Source organism: Nocardiopsis sp. NPDC049922 (assembly GCF_040660275.1).
GTDB lineage: Bacteria > Actinomycetota > Actinomycetes > Streptosporangiales > Streptosporangiaceae > Nocardiopsis.
Window position 1 is genome coordinate 204,560 of the sequence record NZ_JBFAME010000005.1, and the last position, 18,279, is coordinate 222,838.

General features: G+C 72.5%; 14 protein-coding genes. 1 reads left to right on the forward strand and 13 read right to left on the reverse strand.

The genetic code is table 11. The features are described from left to right. Positions 1-10: 10 nt before the first annotated feature. From ftsY to AB0I72_RS12005, 3 genes are all read right to left on the reverse strand, one after another. A complete protein-coding gene (gene ftsY / locus AB0I72_RS11995) occupies positions 11-1,195 on the reverse strand; it encodes a signal recognition particle-docking protein FtsY (RefSeq protein ID WP_358566211.1) in 1,185 nt (394 codons plus the stop codon). Positions 1,196-1,256: 61 nt separating this feature from the next. After that, positions 1,257-2,291, reverse strand: a complete 1,035-nt coding sequence (locus AB0I72_RS12000) for an iron ABC transporter permease (protein ID WP_358566214.1) — start codon at positions 2,289-2,291, stop codon at positions 1,257-1,259. After that, a complete protein-coding gene (locus tag AB0I72_RS12005) occupies positions 2,292-3,293 on the reverse strand; it encodes an ABC transporter substrate-binding protein (RefSeq protein ID WP_358566217.1) in 1,002 nt (333 codons plus the stop codon). Positions 3,294-3,925: 632 nt separating this feature from the next. On the opposite strand from AB0I72_RS12005, the gene AB0I72_RS12010 reads away from it, so the two are divergent. Beyond that, the gene (locus tag AB0I72_RS12010; RefSeq protein WP_358566220.1) at positions 3,926-6,580 is read left to right on the forward strand and encodes a S8 family serine peptidase; all 2,655 of its coding nucleotides are present in this window, start codon (positions 3,926-3,928) and stop codon (positions 6,578-6,580) included. 323 nt (positions 6,581-6,903) lie between these two features. Here AB0I72_RS12010 and smc read toward each other — a convergent pair whose 3' ends face one another. The 10 genes from smc to recG all read right to left on the reverse strand — a co-directional run bounded on the left by smc (position 6,904) and on the right by recG (position 18,221). Further along, complete coding sequence (smc, locus tag AB0I72_RS12015) at positions 6,904-10,449, reverse strand: chromosome segregation protein SMC (protein WP_358566223.1); 3,546 nt, start codon at positions 10,447-10,449, stop codon at positions 6,904-6,906. A gap of 415 nt (positions 10,450-10,864) precedes the next feature. Then, the gene (locus AB0I72_RS12020) at positions 10,865-11,056 is read right to left on the reverse strand and encodes a hypothetical protein (protein ID WP_075927123.1); all 192 of its coding nucleotides are present in this window, start codon (positions 11,054-11,056) and stop codon (positions 10,865-10,867) included. A 331-nt stretch (positions 11,057-11,387) separates the two neighbouring features. Next, positions 11,388-11,675, reverse strand: coding sequence for an acylphosphatase (locus AB0I72_RS12025; protein ID WP_358566227.1), 288 nt, complete (start codon positions 11,673-11,675; stop codon positions 11,388-11,390). Positions 11,676-11,777: 102 nt separating this feature from the next. After that, entirely contained in the window at positions 11,778-12,632 is an 855-nt protein-coding gene (mutM, locus tag AB0I72_RS12030; protein WP_358566230.1) for a bifunctional DNA-formamidopyrimidine glycosylase/DNA-(apurinic or apyrimidinic site) lyase, read from the reverse strand. A 1-nt stretch (position 12,633) separates the two neighbouring features. Beyond that, on the reverse strand, positions 12,634-13,374 hold the full coding sequence (gene rnc, locus AB0I72_RS12035; RefSeq protein WP_358566233.1) for a ribonuclease III: 741 nt from the start codon (positions 13,372-13,374) through the stop codon (positions 12,634-12,636). Positions 13,375-13,699: 325 nt separating this feature from the next. Then, positions 13,700-13,876, reverse strand: coding sequence for a 50S ribosomal protein L32 (rpmF, locus tag AB0I72_RS12040; protein WP_013151268.1), 177 nt, complete (start codon positions 13,874-13,876; stop codon positions 13,700-13,702). A gap of 129 nt (positions 13,877-14,005) precedes the next feature. Next, positions 14,006-14,551: a DUF177 domain-containing protein gene (locus tag AB0I72_RS12045; protein WP_358566235.1), complete on the reverse strand. Its 546-nt coding sequence runs from the start codon at positions 14,549-14,551 to the stop codon at positions 14,006-14,008. A gap of 232 nt (positions 14,552-14,783) precedes the next feature. Beyond that, on the reverse strand, positions 14,784-15,272 hold the full coding sequence (coaD, locus tag AB0I72_RS12050; RefSeq protein WP_358566238.1) for a pantetheine-phosphate adenylyltransferase: 489 nt from the start codon (positions 15,270-15,272) through the stop codon (positions 14,784-14,786). Between the two features lie 137 nt (positions 15,273-15,409). Next, positions 15,410-15,979: a 16S rRNA (guanine(966)-N(2))-methyltransferase RsmD gene (gene rsmD, locus AB0I72_RS12055; RefSeq protein WP_358566241.1), complete on the reverse strand. Its 570-nt coding sequence runs from the start codon at positions 15,977-15,979 to the stop codon at positions 15,410-15,412. 40 nt (positions 15,980-16,019) lie between these two features. After that, complete coding sequence (gene recG / locus AB0I72_RS12060) at positions 16,020-18,221, reverse strand: ATP-dependent DNA helicase RecG (RefSeq protein ID WP_358566244.1); 2,202 nt, start codon at positions 18,219-18,221, stop codon at positions 16,020-16,022. Positions 18,222-18,279 lie beyond the last annotated feature (58 nt).

The window sequence follows — 18,279 nt, forward strand, 5'->3', positions numbered from 1 at the left end:
GTCCGAACGCTCAGTCCGTGGCGAGGATGGCGTCGACGAAGACCTCGGGGTCGAAGGGGGCCAGGTCGTCGGGGCCCTCGCCCAGTCCGACCAGCTTGACCGGCACGCCCAGCTCCCGCTGGACCTGCACGATGATGCCCCCCTTGGCGGTGCCGTCCAGCTTGGTCAGCGCGATCCCGGTGACGTTGACGACCTCGGCGAACACGCGCGCCTGGCGCAGGCCGTTCTGCCCGGTGGTCGCGTCCAGGACCAGCAGGACCTCGTCGACCCGCGACTTCTTCTCGATGACCCGTTTGACCTTGCCCAGCTCGTCCATGAGCCCGGTCTTGGTGTGCAGGCGTCCGGCGGTGTCGACGATGACCGTGTCCGCGCCGTCCTCGACTCCTCGGGAGACCGCGTCGAAGGCCACGCTGGCCGGGTCGGCGCCCTCCTCCTTGCGCACGACCGGGGCGCCCACCCGGCTGCCCCAGGTCTGGAGCTGCTCGGTGGCGGCGGCGCGGAAGGTGTCGGCCGCGCCCAGCACGACGCTGCGGCCGTCCCCGACCAGGACGCGGGCGAGCTTGCCCGTGGTGGTGGTCTTGCCGGTGCCGTTGACGCCGACGACCATGATCACGGCGGGCCGGTCCCCGTGCGGTTCCGTGCGGACCGTGCGGTCGGTGTCCCCGCCGATCTGGTCGAGCAGCTCCTCGCGGAGCATGGCGCGCACCTCGTCGGTGTCGCGGGTGCCGAGCACCTTCACCCGCGTGCGCAGGTGCTCGACGATCTGCGCGGCCGAGGTCACACCGATGTCGGCGGTGATGAGCGTGTCCTCGATCTCCTCCCACGTGTCCTCGTCGAGGGTGTCGGAGGACAACAGGTTGAGCAGCCCCTGGCCGAGGGTGCTCTGCGAGCGCGCCAGGCGGGCGCGCAGACGCACCATCCGGCCCGCGGACGGCGGCGGCGTCTCCAGCGCCGGTTCGGCGGGCTCGACGGCCGCCTCCTCGGCGGGCGGGGCCTGGGCGGGTGGCGTGGCGACCGCCTCCGCGCCCCGGTCGCGGTCCTCGACGGGGGCCGCCGCCGGGGGCTCCCCGGTGACCTCGGGCTTGGTCTCCTCCTTGCCCGGCGCGACCGGACGTCGGGTCGTGACCAGGAAGGATCCGCCGATCACCAGGAGCGCGACGACGATGATCAGGATTGCGAGCACGGTGATGTCCATATCAGCTCCAGTATCCCAGAGTGGCCGCGCGGCTCGTCGGGCCGCCCGCGTGCGGCGCGGCTCAGGTGGCGCGGTGGCGCGTGGTGCGCAGGATGAGGAGGAAGAAGGGCGCGCCGAGGAACGCCGTGACCACGCCGATCGGCATCTCCGCCGGAGCCACCACGGTACGGGCGACGATGTCGACCACGACCATGAACGCGCCGCCGAAGAAGACGCTCACGGGGAGAATCGCCCGGTAGTTGGAGCCGACGAGGCGGCGCACGATGTGCGGGACCACGATCCCGACGAAGCCGATCAGCCCGCTCACCGCCACGGCGGCGGCGGTGGCCAGTGACGCGGCGCTGATGACGACGATGCGGACGGCGGACGGGTTGAGGCCGAGGCTCACCGCCTTGTCGTCGCCCAGGGCGAGCATGTCCAGCAGGTGTCCGCACACGAGCAGGACCGCCAGGGCGACCACCGTGTACGGCGCGACCATCCTGACGTCGTCCCATCCGCCCCGGCCCAGCCCGCCGAGCAGCCACGAGAAGATCCTCAGGAGCTGGTCCCCGCCGATCTGCTGGGTGAGCGTCTGGGCGGCGGACAGGAACGACGACACGACCACGCCCGCGAGGATGAGGGAGGCGGTCCCGCCCCCGCCCGCCGTCGCGCCGAGGGTGTAGGCCGCCGCCACGCCCAGCAGGGCGCCGACGAAGGCCGCCACGGGGACCAGGGCACGGGGCGCGTCGGTCACCTCCTGACCGAAGACGATGACGAGCGTCGCCCCGAGCCCGGCGCCCGCGGCGGCGCCGAGCAGGTAGGGGTCGGCCAGGGGGTTGCGGAAGACGCCCTGGTAGGCGCCGCCCGCGGTGGCCAGGAGCGCGCCGACGACGGCGCCCATGACCACCCGGGGCAGCCGCAGTTCGACCAGGAGGGCCTCCTGCCGCTCGGTCAGCGGGCTCTCGGCCGTCGGCGACACGAGGCTGAGCAGGTGGCGGACGATGTCGGCCGCGCTGATGTCCGCCGCGCCCGCCGAGACGCCGAAGAGGGCGGCCGCGACCAACGCGCCGAGACCGCCCGCCAGCCAGCCGATCCTGGCTCCGACCCCAGGTCCCACCTAGGAACCCGCGTGTTCGGTGACGGCCGCGCCGACCGCCTCCGCGAAGTCGACCACGCGCGGACCCCAGCGGGAGGCGACGTCCGCGTCGAGCTGGACGACGGCGTCGTTCTGGACGGCGTCGACGGTGTCGAACGCGGGCCGTTCGGCGACCGCGCCGACGGCGTCCTCACCCGTGTAGGACAGGAAGATGAGGTCGGGGTTGGCGTCGACGACGTACTCCTGGGACAGCTGCGGGTAGCCGCCCGCGGTGCCGTCGTCGGCCTCGTCGGCGATGTTCACCAGGCCGAAGGACGCGTAGATCTGACCGACGAAGGTGTCGGAGGTGGCGGAGTAGAGGGTGTCGTCGAGCTCCTGGTAGAAGCTGAGCCCGGCGTCCCCGGCCTCGGCGCACACGCCCTCGACGACCTCGTTGAACTCGCTCTCGATCCGGTCGGCCTCGGCGTCGGCCTCGTCCGCCATGCCCGTGGCGTCGCCGAGCAGGCGGATCTGGGCGTAGACGTCCTCCAGGTCGACGGCGGCGTCCAGCGTCAGGGCCGGGATGTCCACGGCCTCCAGCTGCGGGACGGTGTCCTCGGCGCTGCGGGCCAGGATGACCAGGTCGGGGTCGTACTCGGCGATCGCCTCGACGCTGGGGGTGAACCCGCTGAGGTCGGTGGTGGGCGCCTCGGCCGGGTGGTTGGAGTACTCGTCGGCCGCCTCCACCTGCTCGCCCGCGCCGATGGCGAAGAGCATCTCGGTGTGGCTGGGCGACAGGGAGACGATCCGCTCCGGAGCCTCCTCCAGGGTGACCTCGCCGAGCGCGTCGGTGAGGGTGACCGGGAAGGTGCCGTCGCCGACCGTCGCGCGGTTCGGGTCGGCCTCGGGCGGGCCGCAGGCGACGGAGGGGCTCTCCGCGGGCTCGTCGGTCGCGGTGTCGGTCTGGGGGTCCTGGCCGCCGCACGCGGTGAGCGCGAGCGTGGCACCGAGGAGTGCGAGGGGGAGTTGGCGTGCGATCCGCACTGTGCTCCTTGGGTGGGCAGGGGGAAGGGGAGCACGGCCCACGGGGGGACGGCCTGTCCTTCCCACGAGGACGGGTGCGTCGGTGTGGGCGAGGCGACCTGGCTCGTCCCCGCGCGGAGCGGGGCCTCACAGTTGCGGGACAGCGCCGGATTGGCGGCCGGAGCCGCGTGACCGGACTTCGCTCGGTCCACACCGTCGGGCCGCCAGCGGCGACCCGACGTCACCACTGTAACTCGTGAGCCCTTTCGTCCCTGTTCAGACCCTGGAAGATGCCCCTTTCCCACCACTACCGACCCCCATCGGAACGAGTGACCGGATGCACATCACCACCCCTCGTCCACCCCCGATCGATTCTTCCCTTTTCTCCCAATAAAAGCCTTGTCTGTCCGTTTTGATGATCACTGAGAAACATGATCACTAAAGGGAAATTTCTACCCCCGCGTGGCCGAATTGAGGCTCGGAGAACATTGACACTTTTATGACTCACCGCAATGATCTCGGTGCTATGTGCGTCGAAAAACCGAGAACGGACACCACACGGGCTATCCCCCGGTACACGAGAATCCGTCACCGTCTGGGTCGCTCGCTCCCCCGGTGTTCCGCGGCGCACGCAGAAGGGATGTGTTGACAAGGTGGTACCCCACCGCTCGCACCTGGCGTCGATCGCCGGGCTGACCCTGATAGCGGGACTCGTCGCGGCCACCCCCGCCAGCGCCGACGACGGATCCGAGATCGCCCCCCTCCATCCGGCCCCCAGCGCCGAGAACGGCGAGATGACCCACCAGGCCGACGGCCTGTGGTTCATCGAACTGGAGGGACCGCCCGAGGCCGAGGGCAACTCCGAGGCCGCGGTCGACGAGGAACAGCGCGCGTTCCGCGCCGACGCCGAGGAGCTCGGACTCCAGTACGAGGAACGGCACGCCTTCGGCGAGCTGTGGAACGGCTTCTCGGTCGAGATGGACGACGCCCAGGTGGGCGCCGCCCGGGAGATCCCCGGGGTGAACGCCGTCTACCCGGTCATGCGCTACGAGGCCCCCGAACCGGACCAGTCCCAGCCCGACCTGGAAACCGCCCTCAGCATGACCGGCGCCGACATCGGCCAGAACGAGCTCGGCCTGACCGGCGAGAGCCTGCGGGTCGCCGTGATGGACACCGGCATCGACTACACCCACCCCGACCTCGGCGGACCGGGCGGCTTCCCCAACGACCGCGTGGTGGCCGGGTACGACTTCGTCGGCGACGACTTCAACGCGGGCGACCCCTCCACCGTCACCCCCGTCCCGGACGAGGACCCCCAGGACTGCCACGGGCACGGCACGCACGTCGCCGGAATCGTCGGCGCCTCCGGCCAGGTCACGGGCGTGGCGCCCGAGGCCGAGCTGGGCGCCTACAAGGTGTTCGGCTGCGGCGGTTCGACCACCGCCGACATCATGATCGCCGCCATGGAGCTCGCCCTGGCCGACGACATGGACGTGCTCAACATGAGCATCGGGTCCTCCCACACCTGGCCCGGGTACCCGACGGCGGTCGCCTCCGACAACCTGGTCGACGAGGGCGTGGTGGTCGTCGCGTCCATCGGCAACGAGGGCGACACCGGCCTGTACTCGGCAGGCGCCCCCGGCCTGGGCGAGAACGTGATCGGCGTGGCCTCCTACGACAACACCCACATCAGCGCGGCGTCCGTCATCGCCAGCCCCGGCGGCGAGGCGCTGCCGTTCATGCCGATGGGCGACGCCACCCCGCCGCCCACCGAGGGCGAGACCGACGAACTCGTCTACATCGGCCGCGCCTGCTCGTCCCTGGGCGACCAACTCGAGGGCGACCCCGAGGGCCGCACGGCGCTGATCGTCCGCGGCAGCTGCACGTTCGCGGAGAAGTACGACACAGCCCTCGACGCGGGCGCCACCGGCGTCGTCGTCCACAACAACGTCCCCGGCATGTTCGCGGGCGGCGGCATCACCGACCGCGGGGCGTTCTCCATCGGCGTCTCCGACGAGGCGGGCGCCCACCTGAGGGAGCTCCTGGAGGGCTCGGATCCGGTCACCCTGACCTGGACCGACGAGACCGTGCGCACCCCCAACCCGACCGGCGGACTGATCAGCTCGTTCAGCTCCTACGGCATGTCCCCCGACCTCGACCTCAAGCCCGACATCGGCGCACCCGGCGGTCTGATCAACTCCACCTACCCCATGGACCAGGGCGGATACGCCACCATCAGCGGCACGTCCATGTCCTCGCCGCACGTGGCCGGCGCCGTGGCGCTGCTCCTCCAGGCCCGTCCCGAACTGGCGGCGGGCGAGGTGCGCACCGTCCTCCAGAACAGCGCCGACCCCAAGGCGTGGTGGGGCAACCCGGGCCTCGGGTTCCTCGACAACGTCCACCGCCAGGGCGCGGGCATGGTGGACGTCCCCGGCGCGGTGCTGGCCACCACGACCGTCTCCCCGGGCAAGCTGGCGCCGGGCGAGACCCAGGAGGCCGTGACCGAGACCGTCACCATCACCAACGACGGCGACGCCGAGGCCACCTACGACCTCGGCCACGAGGCCGCCCTCGGCACGCACGGGAACACGTTCACGCCGTCGTTCAACGACGCCTTCGCCGAGGTGTCCTTCAGCGCCGACTCCGTGACCGTGGGCGCGGGCGCGTCGGTGGACGTCGAGGTGACCATCACCCCGCCGACCGCGGAGCTCGTCCAGCCCGTGTACGGCGGGTACGTCACGGTCACCCAGGTCGACGGCGAGACCTACCGCGTCCCGTACGCCGCCTACGCGGGTGACTACCAGGAGATCGAGGCGATGACCCCGATCACCGACGGGGACGGCAACGTCCAGGAGCTGCCCTGGCTGACGCGGATCACCCAGTGCGAGGTGTTCGTCGGACTGGAGTGCGCGGCGGCGGGCGGCGGCACCTTCGCCAACCAGCCGGACGGGGCGGCCTACACCCTGTCGTGGGTCGACGGCCTGCCCGACTACCCCTACGTCGTCGCACACTTCGACCACCACGTCTCCCAGCTGGAGATGAGGGTGATCAGCGAGCGCACCGGCCGTCCGGTGCACCCGACCCGCAACGTCGCCGTGGACGTGGCCAACGTCGGGCGCAACGCGACGTCGACGGCGTTCTTCTCCTACGTGTGGGACGGGACGGTCAGCGACGCGCGCCGGATCCGCGAGGTCCGGGACGGTGAGTACCGTCTGGAGGTCCGCGCGCTCAAGGCCCTGGGCGACCCGGACGACCCCGACCACTGGGAGACCTGGACGTCACCGGTGATCACCATCGACCGGGGCTAGGCGGTGTTTGCTTTGGTCCTCCGCTTCGCTTCGTCCCGCCCGTCGCCCGCCACCGCCCGGGGGCCGCTTCGCGGCGGGGCGGGCACCCTCAACGGACGCCTTCGGCGCGGTACTCGCTCTCGTCGGGCGCCCCAAGGCCAGGGATGCTTCATCCTCGGCGGCGCCTGACGCTCGTTCCTCGCTAGCGGCTTGCCTCGTCTTGCAGCACCCTGGCGGCGCCCGAACGGCAAACCCCCTGGGGTGACCGTTCCAAGAACAGGCAGGACCCTCCGGGGCCGCCCTCCACCGCGGGGGCGGCCCCGCCGCGTGCGCGGAGGCGGACGTCAGGCTGGGCGGTCGAGCTTCTGGCTGATCACCTGGGAGATGCCGTCGCCCTGCATCGTGACGCCGTAGAGGGCGTCGGCCGCCTCCATCGTGCGCTTCTGGTGGGTGATCACGATGAGCTGGGACGACGAGCGCAGCTCCTCGAAGATCACCAACAGGCGCTGGAGGTTGGTGTCGTCCAGGGCCGCCTCGACCTCGTCCATGACGTAGAACGGCGACGGGCGCGCCTTGAAGATCGCGGCCAGGAAGGCCACCGCCGTCAGCGACCGCTCGCCGCCCGACAGCAGCGACAGCCGCTTGACCTTCTTCCCCGGCGGGCGCGCCTCCACCTCGATCCCCGTGGTCAGCATGTCGTCCGGGTCGGTGAGCAGGAGCCGCCCCTCACCGCCCGGGAAGAGGCGGCCGAAGATCGCGGCGAACTCGCGCTCCACGTCCAGGTAGGCGGAGGAGAACACCTCCTGCACCCGGGCGTCCACCTCCTGCACGATCTCCATCAGGTCCCGGCGGGTCTTCTTCAGGTCCTCCAACTGGGCGTTGAGGAACGCGTGCCGCTCCTCCAGCGCCGCGAACTCCTCCAGCGCCAGGGGGTTGATCTTGCCGAGCTGGTTGAGCTGGCGCTCGGCGCCGCGGGCCCGCTTGGCCTGCACCTCGCGCACGTACGGCGCGGGTCCGGCGTCCTCCCCCGCGTCGGCGGGCGGCGGCACCGGGGCCTCGGGGCCGTACTCCGCGACGAGGGTGGGCACGTCCACGCCCATCTCCTCGGCCGCCCTGGTCTCCAGTTGCTCCAGGCGCATGCGCCGCTCGGCGCGCGCCACCTCGCCGCTGTGCGCCGAGCTGGTGAGCTTCTCCATCTCGACCGACAGCTCCCGCACCCGCGCGCGCACCGTCCGCAGTTCGGCGTCGCGCGCCTCCTTCTCGGCCTCGGCGGCGGTCCGCTCGCTCTCAGCCGCGGCCAGGGACACCCGGATCCGTTCCAGGGCCAGCCGGGCGCTCTCGGCGACGGCGTCGGCGATGGTGGCCTGGGCGGCGCGGGTCCTGCGGCGCTCGGCGGCGCGCTCGACAGCGCGGCGCTCCTCGGCGGCCTGGGCGAGCAGGGCCTCGGCCCGACCGGCGACGGAGCGCGCGCGCTCCTCGGCGGTGCGTACGGCCAGTCGGCGTTCCATCTCGGTGGCGCGGGCGCGCGAGGCCTGGGCGGCGAGGGCGTCGCGGGTCTCGGGGTCGGGGGCGTCCTCCTCGATGGAGGCGGCCATCTCCTCGGCCTCGGCCAGCTCCTCCTCCAGCCGGGCCAGCTTCCCGACGTCCTCGCCCCGGGTGGCGGCCGCCTTGGCCGCCGCGGCGGCGTAGCGCTCGGACTCGGCCTCGGCGGACCGGGCCTGACCGGCGAGTTTACCCAGGCGCTGGGCGGACTCGTTGCGCTTGCGGTCGCTCTGGCGGCGGCGCGCGGTGAGCTCGTCGGCGGTCGCGGCCAACTCGGCGCGTGCGCGCTTGCCGGCCTCCAGGTCCGCCGCGGCCCGTTTGGCGGTCTCGGTGGCCTCCTCCAGGCGTTCGGCCGCCTCGTCCACGGCGGCCTGGACCTCCAGGAGGCTGGGGGCGGCGGCCGAACCGCCGTAGACCATCTCCGCGCCGAAGACGTCGCCGTCGGGGGTGACCGCGCGGACGCCGGGCAGGGTGGCGACCAGCCGCTGGGCGTGCGCGGCGTCGGTGGCCAGGGCCGTGCGGTCGAGCAGGACCGTGACGGACCCGCGCAGGTGGTCGGGGGCGACGACCGCGTCGGCGGCGTAGCGCGCGCCGTCGGGCAGGGCGGGCCAGTCCTCGCGCGGCGTGGCGGGGACCGCGTCCGCGATCACGATGCCCGCGCGGCCCGCGTCCCGGTCCCGGAGCAGCCGGACGGCGGTGGCGGCGGTCTCCGGGGACGCCACGGCCACGGCGCCCGCGGCCCGGCCGAAGGCGGCGGCGACGGCGGTCTCGTGGCCGGGGTCGACCTGGACGAGCGCGGCCAGGCTGCCGAGCAGTCCGTCGGGAGCCGCCTCCAGCAGGGTGCCCGCGCCGTCCTTGTGCGCGAGGCCCAGTTCGAGCGCCTCCTTGCGGGCGGCGAGCGCGGACCGCTCCCGCTCGGCCGTACGCTCGGCGTCGCGGAGTTCGTTGAGTTCGGCCTCGGTCGCCGACAGCAGCCGGGCGGCCCGCTCCTGGGCGGTGTCGAGTTCGGCGTCGCCCTCGTCCAGCCCGGCGGACTCCTCCTCCGCCATCTCGTACTCGGCCTGGGCCTCGGCCGCGCGTTCGGCGGCCTGGCGGGCGGCCTCCTCCAGCCGGGCGATCTCCGCCTCGCCCTCGCCCAACCGGCCGCGCAGGCTCTCCACCCGCGCGCTCAGGCGCACGATCCCCTCGCGGCGTTCGGCGGAGGCGCGCGTGGCGGCCGCCAACCGCTTCTCCTCCCGGTGCAGGGCGTCCTCGGCGGAGGTGCGCTCCTCGACGGCGGCCTCCAGGGCCTCCCGCACCTCCTCCAGGCGGGTGAGCAGCTCCTCCTCCTGGGCGGCGGCCTCCTCGGCCTCCATCTCCAGTTCCTCGGGGTCGCGGCGGCTCACCGGCTCGTCGGTGACGGAGACGAGGTTGCGGTGGCGCTCGCTGGCCAGTCCGCGGACGGCGTCGAGGCGTTCGGCGAGGCGGGAGAGCGCGTGGAAGGTCTCCGACGCGCGCGCCAGGACCGGGGCGGCCTCGGCGGACTGGGCCTCCAGGGCGGTCTCGCGCCGCTGTGCCTGGGCGAGCGCGGCCTCGGCGGCGGCGCGGCGTTCGAGGACCTCCTTCTCGTCCGCCTCCTCCTTGGCCAGCTGGTCGGTGAGGGTGACGATGTCGTCGGCCAGGAGGCGGAGCCGGGCGTCGCGCAGGTCGGCCTGGATGACGGCGGCGCGTCTGGCCAGCTCGGCCTGGCGGCCCAGCGGCTTGAGCTGGCGGCGCAGCTCGGCGGTGAGGTCGGTGACGCGGTCCAGGTTGCCCTGCATCGCGTTGAGCTTGCGGATCGCCTTCTCTTTGCGCTTGCGGTGCTTGAGGATGCCCGCGGCCTCCTCGATGAGCGCGCGGCGTTCCTCGGGTCCCGCGTGCAGGACGGTGTCGAGCTGCCCCTGGCCGACGATGACGTGCATCTCGCGGCCGATGCCGGAGTCGCTGAGCAGGTCCTGGATGTCGAGGAGACGGCAGGTGTCGCCGTTGATCGCGTACTCCGAGCCGCCGTTGCGGAACATCGTCCGGCGGATGGTGACCTCGGTGTAGTCGATCGGCAGGGCGCCGTCGGAGTTGTCGATGGTGAGGCTGACCTCGGCGCGGCCCAGCGCCTGGCGGGTGGACGTGCCCGCGAAGATCACGTCCTCCATCTTGCCGCCGCGCAGGGACTTGGCCCCCTGTTCGCCCATCACCCAGGACAGGGCGTCGACGACGTTGGACTTGCCGGATCCGTTGGGGCCCACCACACAGGTGATCCCGGGTTCGAAACGCAGGGTGGTGGCCGACGCGAACGACTTGAAGCCGCGCAGCGTCAGGTTCTTCAGGTACACCCACACCTCCCACACCGGCCACCGGGCCCGCGCGGGCCGCCTCGACGATGGCGCGAACGCCCTCGTGGGACGCCGCGCACAGCATCATCCAAGGGTGCCACGAAGCCGGGGGCAGCGGGCGCGGTTCACGCGGACGGGCCCGATGAGGTGGGCCACGGTCGGATCCTGGGGGGGAGCTCCGGCGAACACGGAGGGTTGCGTGGGTGTCCGCCGGGTAGGTAAACAATGCCGCAAGGAAAAGGAAAGGAAGTCTGCGGCCGAGGGTTCGGGGAACGAAGCGCTGGGTCGAGCGGACCGCGGAGCGGCTGACGGAACTACCGTCAGGGACGCCTTGGGTGCTGCGTACGGCGTCCCGTCCGTGGTTCACGTGTCACGCGGTCGACCGGGTGGCTGCCCGGTGGGTCGACGGCGCTGGTCAGGCGAGCGCGGGCTCGCGATCCGTCGCGCTGACGGCGACGTCGGTGACGGCCATGCTGAGCTGGTCGTTACGTGCCTGGAGGCGGCTGATCTCGGCCTCGAGGTCACGTACTCGATTCTGAAGCCGTCGCATCTCCTGGACCATACGAGGGTCGGAGCCGCCGACGTGGCCAAACAGAGCCTTCGCCATGATGTGGGTCCTCCACACTGAGTGACCAGTGATGAAACGCGCACACGACATCCCGAAGATCGTCGACTTCTGAGTCGAAGCCACGGGTGGAAGATTGCGCGATGTGCCTTCCAGAGTCTCACTCCGCGCGCCGCTGGTCAAGATTGGATTACAACAGTCCGTAACGACCACACCCCGGGCCGGAACGACCTGGGCACGTGAGGTCACACGACCCGGACGCACCCACCCCCGTGTCACACGCCCCGAAGACGCGCGCGGAGCGGGCCGACGTCGCGGTGCCCCGTGGGGCCGCCGCGACCGTGGACCGAATCGCGTTACGCCACAAGCATACTCACCGCTCGACGAATCCGGTGAACGTCCCCCCAGGCGATGACCAACGTTCCACCACGGAGTCCACATGACCGGGTGTGCGACCGCTCCTCAGGTGCTCCAGGAGCCGAGTGCAGTCGCCGCGCGGCCCTTCCGCGACCACCTCCACCCGCCCGTCGGCGAGGTTGGTCGCCGCCCCGCTCAGCCCGAGTTCGAGCGCCCGAGACCGCGCCCACCAGCGAAAACCCACTCCCTGGACCCGGCCGCGCACCCACGCGGTCAGCCGGACCAACTCCTCGTGGTTCTCCACGCGCCGCACCTTCCCTTACCTCACGGAGACACTTTCCTCACCAACACGCCCGACCTGCCTGTCCCTGTCGATCACGGGCGCACGAGACCCCCGGACCACGGGTCAGCGACGAGCCCTCGGCGCCCGCTGACAGCGCGGGCAGCTGAACGACGAGCGGTTCATGAACGCCTCCCGCACGATCGGCGCACCGCAGCGCCCGCACGGCCGGTCCTCGCGCCCGTAGGCGTTCAGACCGCGCTCGAAGTACCCGCTCCGCCCGTTGACGTCGACGTACAGCCCGTCGAAGGTGGTGCCGCCCACCGCGAGCGCCTCGTTCATGACGTCGCGCACGTGCCCCAGGAGCTCGGTCGCCTGGAGGAGGGACAGGCCCCGGGTGGAGCGGGCCCAGTGCAGCCGGGCGCGCCACAGCGCCTCGTCGGCGTAGATGTTGCCCACGCCGCTGATGAGGGACTGGTCGAGCAGCGCCCGCTTGACCTCGGTCCGGCGCGCGCGCAGGGCGCGGACGAAGACCTCCGGCTCGAAGTCGGGGTCCAGCGGGTCCAGCGCGATGTGGTCGACCGAGGCGGGGACGCCGTCCCGCTCGCCCGGGGCGTCCACCAGCAGGTGGCCGAAGGTGCGCTGGTCGACGAAGCGCAGCTCCTGGCCGTCCGACAGCGGCAGCCGCACCCGCAGGTGCTTCTCGTCGGGCTTCCCCACCGGCTGGACGAGCATCTGTCCGCTCATGCCCAGGTGGGTGAGCAGTATCTCGCCGCTGTCCAGGGTCAGCCACAGGTACTTGCCGCGGCGGCGGGCGGCCGTGGGCACCCGCCCCTCCAGGCGGGCGGCGAAGTCCGCGGCGCCGGGGACGTGGCGGCGCACCGACCGCGGGTGCAGGACCTCGACGGCGCCGACCGTCCGGCCCAGCGCGTGTGCGGCCAGGCCGCGGCGCACGACCTCGACCTCGGGGAGTTCGGGCACGTCAGCTCCGGTTCTGGCCGTTGGAGGAGGACTGGGCGTCGTCGGTCCGCGCGCGGATGGCCTTCCACGCGGACTCGGCGGCCTGCTGCTCGGCCTCCTTCTTGCTGCGGCCCTCGCCGAGGCCGTAGCTCTCGCCCGCGACGCGCACCGTGGCGCGGAAGGTCTTCTGGTGGTCGGGGCCGCTCTCGTCGACGTGGTACTCGGGGACGCCGAGCATCTCGGCGGCGGTCAGCTCCTGGAGGGAGGTCTTCCAGTCCAGCCCGGCGCCCAGCCCCGAGGCCGTCGCGATGAGCGGGTCGAAGAGGCGGTGCACGAACTCGGAGGCCACGTCCAGCCCCCGGTCGAGGTACACGGCGCCGATGATCGCCTCGAGCGTGTCGGCGAGGATCGAGGACTTGTCGCGGCCCCCGGTGCCCTCCTCGCCCCGGCCGAGGCGGATGTAGGCGCCGATGCCCAGGCCGCGGGCCACGTCCGCGAGGGCGCGCATGTTGACGACGGCGGCGCGGAGCTTGGCCAGCTGCCCCTCGGGCAGGTCGGGGTGCTTGCGGAACAGGGTGTCGGTCACCACCAGGCCGAGCACGGAGTCGCCGAGGAACTCCAGGCGCTCGTTCGTGGGCAGCCCGCCCTTCTCGTAGGCGTAGGACCGGTGGGTGAGGGCGCGGAGCAGGATCTTGGGATCGACCTCGACGCCGATCGCCCTGTGGAACGCCCTGGCCTCGGAGACGGAGAGTTGGCTTGCCACGCGAGTTCACTTCCCTGTTCTGACGCGCCCCGGGGAGGACGCGCATCCTGCGTTCGGGTGCGGATCCCCGGCTCGACAGGGGTGCTCGAACACGAGGTGATCGTCGCGGGAGCGACGCTCCCCCGGCAGCCACCACGAACTCGGGAACCCGTGGGAGCCCGGATCACGACTGGGTGCTTCTGCGGTTCTGGTTGTCTACTGCCCACGCTGAGGCGGGTCACTCACCCTACGGACTCCCTCCGACAGCACTTCGGGGCGGACCCGGCGTGCGGGTCCGCCCCGAGGCGAATCGTCGGGTGTGGACCCGAGGCCTGACACGAGTGTGTTACGCCGGGTTGGTGACCTGACGGTTGTTGTAGGTGCCGCACGTCGGGCACGCGATGTGGGGCTGCTTCGGGTCACGGCAGCGCGGGCAGTTGACCAGCACCGGGCGCGACGCCTTCCACTGGGAACGGCGGGTCCGGGTGTTGCTCCGCGACATCTTCCGCTTCGGGACGGCCACTTCAATCCTCCTGGGTCACCCCCGCGGTCGCGGGAGGTCGCTTATCTGGTCACCCCGCGCGCTGCGGCGGGGAGGGTGTGCTCCCGTCACGAGGGCGCCCGACGGGCGCTCCGTGACCGGTTCACGAGCTCATCGTTCTCCGGGATCCTCCGCGATGGCGCGAAGAGCCTCCCAGCGTGGGTCGACGGCGTCGCCGTGACCGTGGTCGGGACCGACCTCGGCGAGTCGGACACCGCACTCCGCGCACAGCCCGGGGCAGTCCGGTACGCACAGCGGCGAGAGCGGGAGGGCGAGCACGACGGCGTCCCTGACCACGGGGCCGAGGTCGAGCAGATCGCCCTCTAGATAGTAGTCCTCATCCTCGTCGGACGCGTCCTCCTCGACCCGGGCGGACTCGCCGTCGTCGGCGGAGTAGCGGTACAGCTCCTGGAAGCCCGCTTCGAGCTCGTCCGACAGGGGGTCGAGGCAGCGCGAGCACTCCGCCGTGAGCTGTCCGCTGACGGTGCCGGTGACGAGGACGCCCTCCATCACCGCCTCCAGCCGGAGGTCGAGTTCGACCTCGCTGCCCTCGGGCACGCTCGCCATCGCCCCGGAGAAGGCCTCCGGCACGGTCACGATGCGGTTGACGGTTCGCATCGACCCCGGCTGGCGGCCCAGCTGACGGGTGTCGACCACGAACGGGTCACGAGGTTCAGGACGAGACAGGGTAATCGCGCTTTCACGAGAGGTTCGGAAGATGCCGGGCACGCGGGACGGATGACGGGTCCGGCGTGACCAGCCCGCGCGCACGCCAAGTACGGCGACGCTCAGGGTCAAACCCAGATTCTACCTATCATGGGCCCGACCACCCAAATCAGCCGCCGGGGCCGGCCCCGGCGAGGGCGTCGGTCCCGGAGCGGGCGGCCGGTCAGCCGCGCGAGCGCTCCTCGTACTTGTCCCGGAGGCGGTCCTGGACGTACGGCGTCACCAGGCTGGACACGTCCCCTCCGTGCTGGGCGATCTCGCGCACCAGGCTGGACGACAGGAACGAGTACTGCGGGTTGGCGGTCATGAACACGGTCTCCACGCCGGAGAGCCGGAAGTTCATCTGCGCGATCTGGAGTTCGTAGTCGAAGTCACTGACCGAGCGGAGGCTGCGCACGATCGTCTCGATGCCGTTGGCGCGGCAGAAGTCGACGAGGAGTCCGTCGAAGTCGGTGACGCGGACGTTGCCGAGGTCGGCGGTGCTCTCCCTGAGCATGTCCAGCTTCTCGGGGACGGTGAACAGCCCGCGCTTGTTGACGTTGTTGAGCACGGCCGCGACGACCTCGTCGTACTGCTTGGCGGCTCGTCCGATGATGTCGATGTGTCCGAAGGTCACCGGGTCGAAGGAACCCGGGCAGACGACTCGGCGCACGGTGGATCGCCCCTCTCAGGAGTTACTCTCGAGTACCGCGATCGTAGGGGTTGCCTCCGGCGCCGATCGGGGCGACACCCGCATAACGGAGTTCCACCGCCGCCGGTCCGACCCGCGGGGAGGCGCGCCGCGGGGTCTCAGGGGGCGGAGGGCCGGGCGTACCAGAGCACCGCCTCCCCGTACCCCCGCTTCCGGTCCCGCTCCAACCCCTTCGGCCAGACCGGTTCGGCGCCGCGCTTGGAGCGCTCGACCACGACCACCGCGTCCTCGGCCAACCACCCGTTCCGCACGAGGTCGGCGAGCACCCCGGCCACCTCCTCGTCGGCGACCGCGTACGGGGGATCGGCCACGACCAGGTCGTAGGGTTCGCCCGGGTGCACGGCGGCGACCACCCGTTCCACCCGGTCGGCCACCAGGCGGGCGCCGGGGAGGCCCAACACGCCGATGTTGTCCCGGACGACCCCCGCCGCCCTCCGGTCGGCCTCCACGAGCAGCGCGTGCGCGGCGCCGCGGGACAGCGCCTCCAGCCCGATGGCCCCCGACCCCGCGTACAGGTCCATGACACGCAGCCCCTCCAGGGAGCCGAGGTCGGACTGGACGGAGGCGAACAGGGCCTCGCGCGCCCGGTCGCTCGTGGGTCGGGTGGTGCGGCCGTCGGGCGCGGCGATCCGCCGTCCGCCCGCCGCTCCGGCGATGATGCGCGTCATGCCTCCACGTTAGGGCGTCCGGGCGGCGGCCCCGCTCCCCTCAGGCCTTGTCCAGGTACTCGGCGCGGTCCTCGGGCAGCAGCTCCGCCAGCGCGTCGGCCAGCGGCGGGTACGCGGTCAGGTCCGGGTCGCCCTCGACGTAGGCCGCGGCCTCCTCCCGCGCCTCGCCGATCAGCTCCTCGTCCTTGAGCAGGGTGAGCATCCGGAGGGAGGAGCGGGCGCCGGACTGGGCCTCGCCGAGGACGTCGCCCTCCCGGCGCGCCTCCAGGTCCACCCGGGACAGCTCGAACCCGTCGGTCGTCGCCGCCACGGCGGCCAGCCGCTCCCGCGCCGGGGAGCCCTCCTCCGCGTCCGTGACCAGCAGACACAGCCCCGGCAGCTTCCCCCGGCCGACGCGCCCGCGCAGCTGGTGCAGCTGCGAGACGCCGAAGCGGTCCGCGTCCATGATGACCATCACGGTGGCGTTCGGCACGTCCACGCCCACCTCGATGACGGTCGTCGAGACCACCGCGTCGGTGCGCCCCTCCGCGAATCGGCGCATGACCGCGTCCTTGTCGTCGGGGGCCATCCGGCCGTGCAGGACCTCCACCGCCAGGTCCGCCAGCGGCCCCTCGGTCAGTCGCGCGGCCACGTCGAGCACGGCCAGCGGCGGTCGGGCGCCCGGGTCCTCCGCGTCCTGGTCGCCGCCGACCTCCTCGTCGGCGTCCTCCCCGCCGTCCTCACCGATGCGCGGGCAGACCACGAAGGCCTGGCGGCCCCGGGCGGCCTCCTCCAGGATCCGCTCCCAGGCGCGGGTCAGGTAGTGCGGTTTCTCCCTGGCCGGGACGACGTGCGTGGACACCCCCGCGCGGCCGGTGGGCAGCTGCGTGAGCGCGACCACGTCGAGGTCGCCGTAGACGGTCATGGCGACCGTGCGCGGGATCGGCGTGGCGGTCATCACGAGCACGTGCGGACGCCCGTCGACCGCCTTCTCGCGCAGGGCGTCGCGCTGCTCCACCCCGAACCGGTGCTGTTCGTCCACCACGACCAGGCCCAGGTCGGCGAAGGACACGTGCTCCTGGAGGAGGGCGTGGGTGCCCACGACGATCCCGGCCGCGCCGGAGGCGGCGTCGAGCAGGGCCTCGCGGCGCGCGGCGGTGTTCATGGAGCCCGTGAGCAGGGCCACCCGCGTGGCGTTGTCCGCCCCGTCCAGTTGCCCGGCGCGGGCCAGCGGACCGAGCATGGCGCTGATCGATCGGTGGTGCTGCTGGGCGAGGACCTCCGTGGGGGCGAGCAGGACGGCCTGCCCGCCGGAGTCGACCACACGGAGCATGGCGCGCAGCGCGACCAGGGTCTTGCCCGCGCCCACGTCGCCCTGGAGCAGGCAGTGCATCGGGTGGGCCGCGTCCAACCGCTCCGCGAGGCGGGCGCCGACCTCGCGCTGGCCGTCGGTGAGGGTGAAGAGCAGCTCGGCGTCGAAGGCGTCGAGGATCCCGCCCTCGACCCCCGGGCGCGGCCTGGCGGGCAACTCCTCGGCCTGGCGGCGGCGCCGGGCCAGGGCCAACTGGAGCACGAAGGCCTCGTCCCACTTCAGGCGGCGTCGGGCGCTGCCCACGTCCGCCCACTCCGAGGGTCGGTGGACGCGTTCGAGGGCGTCCCGGACGCCGGCCAGGCGGTGGCGTTCGCGCACCTCGGGCGGGAGCGGGTCGGGCAGGTCGGCGGCCCGGGCGAGGGCCAGGTCCATCGCCAACGCGATCCGGGACGAGTCCAGCCCCTTGACCGCCGGGTAGATCGGGATGAGCTCCTCCGCGAAGGCGCGGGCGCGCTCGCCCTCACTGCCGTCCTCGTCGATCAGCTGGTACTCGGGGTGGTCGAGCTGGCGGCGCCCGCGGTAGGTGGAGACCCGCCCGGAGAACAGCGCCAGCCGCCCGGGGACGAGGGAGTTCTGGTGGTAGGCCCCCCGGTTGAAGAAGGTCAGGTGCAGGCGGCCGGTGCCGTCGGTGACCGTGGCCTCCATCATGTCCATCCGGCGGCGGCCCTGGCGCGCGGGCACCGTGCGGCGCTTGGCGTCCAGCACGCGTGCCTGCACGGTGACGTCCTCGCCCTCGCGCAGCGCGGCGAGGTCGGTCAGCTCGCCCCGGCGGTCGTATCGGCGCGGGTAGTACCGCAGCAGGTCGCCGAGGGTGTGCAGGTCGAGTTTGTCCTTGAAGGCCCGCGCGGAGCCCCCGAGGGCCACGCGCAGCGGTTCGTCCCAGGTGCTCACAGTGTCCCCGTCCCCGCCAGTCCGCTCTGCTCAACGCCACGGTAGTGGCAGCGTGTGA

Coding starts and splice junctions, on each gene's coding strand:
- ftsY (WP_358566211.1), bottom strand. CDS start 1,195: ATGGACATCACCGTGCTCGCAATCCTGATCATCGTCGTCGCGCTCCTG.
- AB0I72_RS12020 (WP_075927123.1), bottom strand. CDS start 11,056: ATGGCGAAGGCTCTGTTTGGCCACGTCGGCGGCTCCGACCCTCGTATG.
- rsmD (WP_358566241.1), bottom strand. CDS start 15,979: ATGACGCGCATCATCGCCGGAGCGGCGGGCGGACGGCGGATCGCCGCG.